Source organism: Streptomyces sp. NPDC005195, from assembly GCF_040608315.1.
GTDB lineage: Bacteria > Actinomycetota > Actinomycetes > Streptomycetales > Streptomycetaceae > Streptomyces > Streptomyces kaempferi.
Genome location: NZ_JBEXHZ010000126.1, coordinates 1 through 6,826, shown reverse-complemented (window position 1 = coordinate 6,826; position 6,826 = coordinate 1). Strand labels below are relative to the sequence as shown.

The 6,826-nt window shown below is 67.4% G+C and carries 9 protein-coding genes; 5 read left to right on the top strand and 4 right to left on the bottom strand.

All coding sequences use genetic code 11. The features are described from left to right. Nucleotides 1–135: 135 nt before the first annotated feature. Entirely contained in the window at nt 136–804 is a 669-nt protein-coding gene (locus ABZV34_RS36340) for an HSP18 transcriptional regulator (protein WP_356286615.1), read from the bottom strand. A gap of 128 nt (nt 805–932) precedes the next feature. Between ABZV34_RS36340 and ABZV34_RS36335 the strand changes: the two genes are divergently transcribed. The 5 genes from ABZV34_RS36335 to ABZV34_RS36315 all read left to right on the top strand — a co-directional run bounded on the left by ABZV34_RS36335 (nt 933) and on the right by ABZV34_RS36315 (nt 4,079). Next, nucleotides 933–1,367: an Hsp20/alpha crystallin family protein gene (locus ABZV34_RS36335; protein WP_356286612.1), complete on the top strand. Its 435-nt coding sequence runs from the start codon at nt 933–935 to the stop codon at nt 1,365–1,367. A 91-nt stretch (nt 1,368–1,458) separates the two neighbouring features. Continuing rightward, nucleotides 1,459–1,854, top strand: a complete 396-nt coding sequence (locus ABZV34_RS36330; protein ID WP_356286609.1) for a DUF2267 domain-containing protein — start codon at nt 1,459–1,461, stop codon at nt 1,852–1,854. Between the two features lie 54 nt (nt 1,855–1,908). Then, nucleotides 1,909–2,355, top strand: coding sequence for a DUF2267 domain-containing protein (locus tag ABZV34_RS36325; RefSeq protein WP_356286606.1), 447 nt, complete (start codon nt 1,909–1,911; stop codon nt 2,353–2,355). 259 nt (nt 2,356–2,614) lie between these two features. Continuing rightward, the gene (locus tag ABZV34_RS36320; RefSeq protein WP_356286603.1) at nt 2,615–2,974 is read left to right on the top strand and encodes a hypothetical protein; all 360 of its coding nucleotides are present in this window, start codon (nt 2,615–2,617) and stop codon (nt 2,972–2,974) included. Between the two features lie 265 nt (nt 2,975–3,239). Further along, nucleotides 3,240–4,079, top strand: a complete 840-nt coding sequence (locus tag ABZV34_RS36315; RefSeq protein WP_356286600.1) for an RNA polymerase sigma factor SigF — start codon at nt 3,240–3,242, stop codon at nt 4,077–4,079. 396 nt (nt 4,080–4,475) lie between these two features. On the opposite strand, the gene ABZV34_RS36310 is transcribed toward ABZV34_RS36315, so the two are convergent. The 3 genes from ABZV34_RS36310 to ABZV34_RS36300 form a co-directional block, all read right to left on the bottom strand. Then, entirely contained in the window at nt 4,476–5,735 is a 1,260-nt protein-coding gene (locus tag ABZV34_RS36310) for a PP2C family protein-serine/threonine phosphatase (protein WP_356286618.1), read from the bottom strand. Between the two features lie 521 nt (nt 5,736–6,256). Beyond that, the gene (locus ABZV34_RS36305) at nt 6,257–6,433 is read right to left on the bottom strand and encodes a CsbD family protein (RefSeq protein WP_356286598.1); all 177 of its coding nucleotides are present in this window, start codon (nt 6,431–6,433) and stop codon (nt 6,257–6,259) included. 103 nt (nt 6,434–6,536) lie between these two features. Then, nucleotides 6,537–6,826, bottom strand: a 290-nt coding sequence (locus tag ABZV34_RS36300) for a transposase (RefSeq protein WP_356286595.1), incomplete at its 5' end; no start/stop codon positions are given.

The following is a 6,826-nucleotide window of genomic DNA, read 5'->3' as shown; positions in this document are numbered from 1 at the left end:
GCGCTACCCAGGGCAGGGAAGGGCTCCGCCGAGCCAGCCGCCCGTCCCCGCAACCGATGACGGGCGTGCCCGACGTACAGGCTCAGGGCAGCCCGGGCCCATGTCCGGTTGCTGAGATCGGAGCGTGCCGTCTCCCTACGTGCTGCGCTGGTCGTGAGTGTCCTGGCGGAGTTCTTCGGTGCGCCGGGTGAAGGCGTCGATGCGTTCCGCGAGGTCGCCGGCCTCGGGCTGCAGGTAGGCCCGGGTCGCGGCCAAGGGGCGTACGAGGTGGGCAGGGTCGTTGTGGGCGAGGGCCTGGTTCAGTTCGCCGAGTGCGTGGTTGGCGCTGGCGGGCAGGTCGGTCAGGGCGGTGATCTGTCCGGCGAGGCGGCGCAGGTCTGCGGCATTGTCGCGGGCCCAGGCGGTGACGGTGCGTTCGGCGGCGCGGGTGTCGCGGGTGGCCTGGACACGCTCTTCCCCGGTGGAGCCGGTGGCGCCGGGGCGCAGCCGCAGGAAGCGGCGTTCGGCTGCTTGACGGCTGGCGACCCCGAGGGGGCCGGCGAGGTCGGCCCAGCTCGCACCCTGCCTCCGGGCGGTTTCGATCAGCTCGCTCTCCCAGCCGGCGAGCTGCTCGCGGATCTCACGCAGCATCAGCAGGGCCGACAGGGCCAGGTCCGGGCCGGCGTCGGCTGCGGGTTGCTCAGCGGTGGTCGGCGTCCGGGCGGAGGCTCGCTGCGCGTCCTTCACTGACTGGTTGATGGCTTCCAGTGCCGCGGCGGCGGCGTGGAAGGGGACCGTTGCGGCCGAGGTGGGGGCTTCGTTCATGAGGTTCTCCGTCGATCGTCATCCTCCAGATGACTTCCTACTTGTCATCGTTTCGATGACATGTTACAACGGATGCACGTTGAAGCGCATTGGCAGTTTCTGCCTGAACCAACTGGAGGTGTTTCGCGATGTTGATGCGCACTGACCCGTTCCGCGAGATGGACCGCATCGTCCAGCAGCTGTCGGGAACGTCCGGGACCTGGTCGAAGCCGTCGGTGATGCCGATGGACGCCTACCGCGAGGGCGACGAATACGTGATCGCTTTCGACCTTCCCGGCGTGAGCACCGAGGCGCTCGACATCGACGTCGAGCGGAACATGCTGACGGTGAAGGCGGAGCGTCGCCCGGTCGCCAAGGCCGACACCGTGAAGGTGGAACTGTCCGAGCGGCCTCTGGGCGTCTTCTCCCGCCAGGTCGTCCTCGCGGACTCTCTCGACACCGAGCGCATCGAGGCCGACTACGACGCAGGTGTCCTGACCTTGCGCATCCCGATCGCCGAGCGAGCCAAGCCCCGCAAGGTCAGCATCAGCTGCGGATCCGGCCGCAAGGAGATCTCCGGCTGACCTCTCAGCCGGTCGCGGAGGGCGGGAGAGCTGAGTTTCCCTTCCGGCACCCGCCCTTCGCACCCCTCACCCCTTCACTGGAGGTGACGTGATGCCGATACGCAGGGAAGCATTCCTGGCCAATATCCAAGAACGCGGCGAGTACGCGACCACGGAGGAAGCCGACCGGGCCGCCCGCGTCGTCCTGGCGCTGCTCGGTGCACACCTGGTGGGAACCGTGCGGGCCGAACTCGCCGCACGCCTCCCGGAGACGTACGCCCTGATCCTCCTCAACCCGCTGCAGGCTGCGGAACCCCTCTCGCCCGAACGATTCGTCCGTGCAACCGCCGCCTGGATCGAGGGCGCCACCGAGAAGACGGCCCTGTGGGACATCGGCGCCGTCCTGTCCACAGCGGCTTCGACCGCGGGCGATGACCTCACCTCCGAGGTCCTTCTCCAGCTCCCACCCGGCTACGACCTCCTCTTCGGCCACCCCCAGCCCACCTGACCCCTTCCCCCGGGCCTCCGGCCGGATCCTTCACACAGAAAGGCACGCTCAGCCATGTACGACCAGCCTCGATCGAACTCCCACCAGGCGTCCATGACGTTCGAGGAGATGCTGGAACGCGTGCGCTACGAAGGCGCCTATCCCACCCGCGAACGCGCCGCGGAAGCTGTCCACCACGTGCTCGCCGCACTCGGACGCCAGCTGACCGGCGACGAACGTGTCGACCTGGCACAGTGCCTGCCGGTTGAGGCCGCCCTCGCTCTCGCCGCCTCCGTGCCGGACATTGAACCGCTCACGGGCTGGGGCTTCGTCAAAGACCTGGCCGCCCGCACCGGCGCCACCCCGGCCACAGCCCGCTGGGACACCGGCGCCGTCCTCGTCACTGTCACCCGCCTCACCGGACACGACCTCCTCGCCCGCATCCTGCACCAGCTCCCCGAGGGCTACGCCCTCCTCTTCGGGCAGGCAGAACTGCGCCGCCCTGAACCTGCCGCCGCCTAATGGGAGCTACGGAGCCGGGGAATGCTCGGTTCCGTAGCCGCCAGCAGGTGAGCACTACCGCCGACGTGTGGAAAGTGAGCAGGGCCCGCGCCGCAAAGACGGCACGGCCCTGCCCGACAAAGGGGCCCAAATCGTCTGGCGCAGAGCGCCGCCGAGCGTCAAGCGGCCCAGGTAGCCCGCTCGCGGGTGGAGCGACCCGGTTCTTCCCCTGTGCAGGACCGGTGGAGGGGCCGCGCGAGCAGGAAATATCATCTTCGCCATGTCCAAGCCTGACGAGCTGCTCGTTGACGTCGCCGCCCTGGTGGAGTCCGGGCAGAGTAACCAGATGTCCCTGACCGTGGTCACCGGTGGCGCGGTCATCACCGGCCGGCTGGCGCCCGAGCGTGTGTGGCGGCAGCGGGTGTCTGACGTACTGAATGATTCCGCCCGCCTGGGGGAGTTCTCCGCCGTCTTCGACACACCTTCCAAAGACGCAGAGATTCCTACGCACCTGCACTTCCATGTCGCCCGGATCCTGCAGGGCACGGTGGGTATCCCCGAGACAGGCGGGATGTACCGCGTAGCGATCGCCGACGTCAGCGCCTGGACCGTAGGCGACTTCAGCTATTCCGACCACTGAACGAGCACGAATGAAGCACTCCCCGCACAGCAGGATGCCCGTGGCCGACACGTGCCAACTGCGTCCACCCTGCTGTCTGCCGACGTGCGCCCGTCTCCTCCTCCCGCTGGACAAAGGCTGTCCGCTTCGTCCATGCAAGTTGAGGATGCGGTGCACCATTCTGAAATCGCTTGGCATGCATGCAACCAAGCCGGGTATACGGGCTGCGGTCCGGTGCCTGAGCGGGCAGCGGCTGACGACTGGATCTACTGAGAAAGGGCCCGAGATGACAGCGACGATGGTGGCGAAGGCACAGGCCGGGGGGCTGCCGGAAATTGCCGACCCCTCGCAGATCGCTCCGAAGGACGCCCGTGAACTGTCGAGGCTGTTCTTCGACCAGCTCGCCGTCCTGGAAGAAGGCACACCGGAATACCAGTACGCGCGCAACACCCTGATCGAGATGAACGTCACCCTCGTTCAGTACGCGGCCTCGCGTTTCCGCAGCCGTGGCAGCGAGGAGATGGAGGACATCGTCCAGGTCGGCACGATCGGGCTGATCAAGGCCATCGACCGGTTCGAACTCTCCCGCGAAGTCGAGTTCACCTCCTTCGCCGTCCCCTACATCGTCGGCGAGATCAAGCGCTTCTTCCGCGACACCACGTGGGCCGTCCACGTCCCCCGTCGCCTGCAGGAAGCACGCGTCCAGCTCGCCAAGGCCACCGAGGAGCTCCGCAGCCGGCTCGGTCGCATGCCCACCGTCGCAGAGCTGTCCCAGCTGATGTCGCTGAGCGAGGCCGAGGTCAATGAGGCCCGGCTCGCCTCCAACGGCTACACGTCCTCCTCCCTGGACGCCGCCATCAACGCCACGAGCGACGGGGAAGCAGCACTCGCGGACTTCATCGGGACCGACGACCACGCCCTCGAGCTCGTCGAGGACTTCCACGCTCTCGCTCCGATGCTCGCCGAGCTCGACGACCGCGAGCGGCGCATCATCCACATGCGGTTCGTCGAGGAGCTCACCCAGGCCCAGATCGGCGAACACTTGGGCGTCTCCCAGATGCACGTCTCCCGCCTCCTGAACCGCACCCTCGCCAAACTGCGCGAAGGGATGCTCACCACCAACTGAGCTGGGCAGACAACGAAACGAGTTCGGCGGTGTACCCCACCATGCGGGGCACACCGCCGAACTCACGTCAGATGCCAGATGTCACGCGATGCGCTTCCCTGCTGGCTTTATCGACGTCATGCGACAGCAGTTGTCGACGACACCGGGAGGCGCTCGCCGGGCCCGGATCTCGATGCCGACGAGTACGGGAGGCACCCGCCGGCACTCGGCAACGGCGGGACGAAGGTCACAACCTGCGCCCGTAGCCAGCGCTTTTGCCCCGGGCCCCCGAGGAGCGGCAGACGGCGTCTTGCCGGTCGGCACCAAACTGCTGTCCGAGGCCATCGACATTCGACGCGGGAAACGCCTCCCGAACTGCCTGAGAAACGCTGCTCCTCGTCGTCAACAGAGCCTTCCCTACCGACTGTGTAGATTTTTGGGTGGGTAGGTCTGCTGTGGCCACCAGGAGCGGTGCGTGTCCGGTGATGGCGCCGAGGCGGTGGCGAGGTCGGCTCCGGTGTCTGCTGCTCGCTGCGAGCTGTCGGTGCCGTGCCAGTCCAGGCAGATGACGGTCGCGTCGTCCTTCAGATGGCCTTGGCCGGCGTCGACGACCGCCCCGATCAGGGTGCGGGCGGCCTCTCGTGGGTGTAGCCCGCGGGTGCGGACGATCAGGTCGGGCAGGTCCAGGGGCTTGGCGTTGCGTTCCAGCATGCCGTCGCTGAGCATCACCAGCCGGTCGCCGGGCCGCAGATCCAGCCTCTGCAGGCGGTAGGTGTGCGGGGACTGCACGCCGAAGGGCAGGTCGACCTTGGGGGTGATCTGCTGCACCCGTCCGTCGCGCAGCCGCAGCGGCCACGGGTGCCCGGCGTTGACGAACTCGGTGCCACCGTCGCGCAGGCTGATCCGCAGAATCTGACCGGTCACATATCCCCGCTGGTGGTGCTCCCGCATGGCCTGATCGGCCTGACGTGCCTGCTCCACCAGGTCAGCACCCGCCCGCCGTGCGCGGCGCAGAGCCCCGACCGCCAATGTGGCCAGCAACGCGGCCTGCACGTCGTGGCCCATGGCGTCGGTGATCGACAGCTGCACCGTGTCGCGGTCCAGGACGTAATCGAAGGTATCGCCCCCGACATGCTCGGCCGGCTCCAGTGCCCCGGCGACCGCGAACTGCGCCCCCTCACAACTAAGCGATGACGGGAGCAGCCGGTGCTGGATCTCCGCGGCCAGGCTCAGCGGCACGGTACGCCGACCCCACTGGTACAGGTCGGTGAAGGGCCGGTTGGCGATGACGATGTAGGCCAGAGCATGCGCCGTCTCGCCGATCTCCCTCATCACCTCGGCGTCAGGTGCCGCGGGCAGAAACAGCTCCAGGAGGCCGATGGCGTCGCCGCGATTGGTCACCGGCGCCACCACCCTCGTATGCGCGCCCTGGCCCCCGATTTCCACCGCCGGACGCTGGGTGCGGATCACGTCGTCGTAGACGGAGCCTGCCAAGGGAATGCGCCGGGCCGGTTCACCGGTCCCGACCCTGCCCGCCGCGCCCAGCCGCACGACCGAACTGCCCGTGAAGTCAGTGATCAGAAACGACACGGCCACCGCCCCGAGCCGTTCTCGCAGGATCCGCGCGACCACGTCAAGGGACTCCACGGGCGGCGCGGCCTCCGCCGCCTCCAACATCTCCGCCAGCGTCGTCGCAGCGCTCCGGCTGTCCCTCTGCGTCGCGCCACGATGAGACGCACGCCCGTCGTATGCACCCAACTCGCTTGCGATCACCGCAAATCCTCACTGCTCGACAGAGCCCAGGGCTAGATTCCTAGGCATGTCCTTCCGAGCCGGATTCGACTCGGACCGGACATCGTTCCACGGGAGCCCGACGTCACCGCGGCCGAACGCCACACGTCATCCACTGATCAGGGGCCGGTTCAGGAACCCTCCGGAACCATGCCGGATCGGTGCGGCAGGTATCCCTGATGCCCGTGCGGAGCTTGAATCCGAACCCCGCAAAGCGTCGGGTATCCCTCGCCTGATTTCTAACAGCGTCGGCGTAGGCTTCAGGCAGTGTTGGATAGGCGTTGTCTTCTTGCCTCCGCCTGCCTCCGATGTAACGCAGCCGTTCCATCCACCGCCGCAGCGCACCTGACCACGACAGCACCGATCCCGGCAGCCAGCAGGCTGCCGGGATCAGGAGCAGTGCGCGCCTACTTGGGCCGGACGGCGTCCTTGGCCTTCTCCTTGGCCGCCCGCAGGTCACCCTGGGTTTCCTTGGCCTGTCCCTCGGCCTTCAGGGACTTGTTGCCCACGGCACCGCCGACGACCTTCTTGACCTTGCCCTCGACCTGCTCGCCCTTGGCCTGAGCCTTCTCGTCCTCAGCCACAACCACTCACCCCTCAATCGGAACTCAAGTACGCCCTCCGTGTCACCCCGGAACGCATCCTCAAACCAACCCGATGACATGCAGTGATTCCTAATGTGGTCTGTCAAGCCGCGCGTGCAGTGGGTGACGTGCCTTCATACGTTCGTCCATCCCGCAGGAGGGCCCAGAGGACGTTGACGCGCCGACGGGCCAGGGCGAGCACTGCTTGGATGTGGCGCTTGCCTTCGGCTCGCTTGCGTTCGTAAAACCGGCGGGACTCGTCGCAGTGGCGGATGCTGAACAACGCGGAGATGTAGAAGACGCGTTGGAGTCTGCGGTTGTAGCGCCGTGGCCGGCGAAGATTGCCACTGATCTTGCCGGAGTCGCGGGGTACGGGTGCGACGCCACCGAAGC

What these genes read in the sequence shown, in the direction of transcription:
- ABZV34_RS36340 (WP_356286615.1), bottom strand. Translation starts at nt 804, where the DNA reads ATGAACGAAGCCCCCACCTCGGCCGCAACGGTCCCCTTCCACGCCGCC.
- ABZV34_RS36335 (WP_356286612.1), top strand. Translation starts at nt 933, where the DNA reads ATGTTGATGCGCACTGACCCGTTCCGCGAGATGGACCGCATCGTCCAG.
- ABZV34_RS36330 (WP_356286609.1), top strand. Translation starts at nt 1,459, where the DNA reads ATGCCGATACGCAGGGAAGCATTCCTGGCCAATATCCAAGAACGCGGC.
- ABZV34_RS36325 (WP_356286606.1), top strand. Translation starts at nt 1,909, where the DNA reads ATGTACGACCAGCCTCGATCGAACTCCCACCAGGCGTCCATGACGTTC.
- ABZV34_RS36320 (WP_356286603.1), top strand. Translation starts at nt 2,615, where the DNA reads ATGTCCAAGCCTGACGAGCTGCTCGTTGACGTCGCCGCCCTGGTGGAG.
- ABZV34_RS36315 (WP_356286600.1), top strand. Translation starts at nt 3,240, where the DNA reads ATGACAGCGACGATGGTGGCGAAGGCACAGGCCGGGGGGCTGCCGGAA.
- ABZV34_RS36310 (WP_356286618.1), bottom strand. Translation starts at nt 5,735, where the DNA reads ATGTTGGAGGCGGCGGAGGCCGCGCCGCCCGTGGAGTCCCTTGACGTG.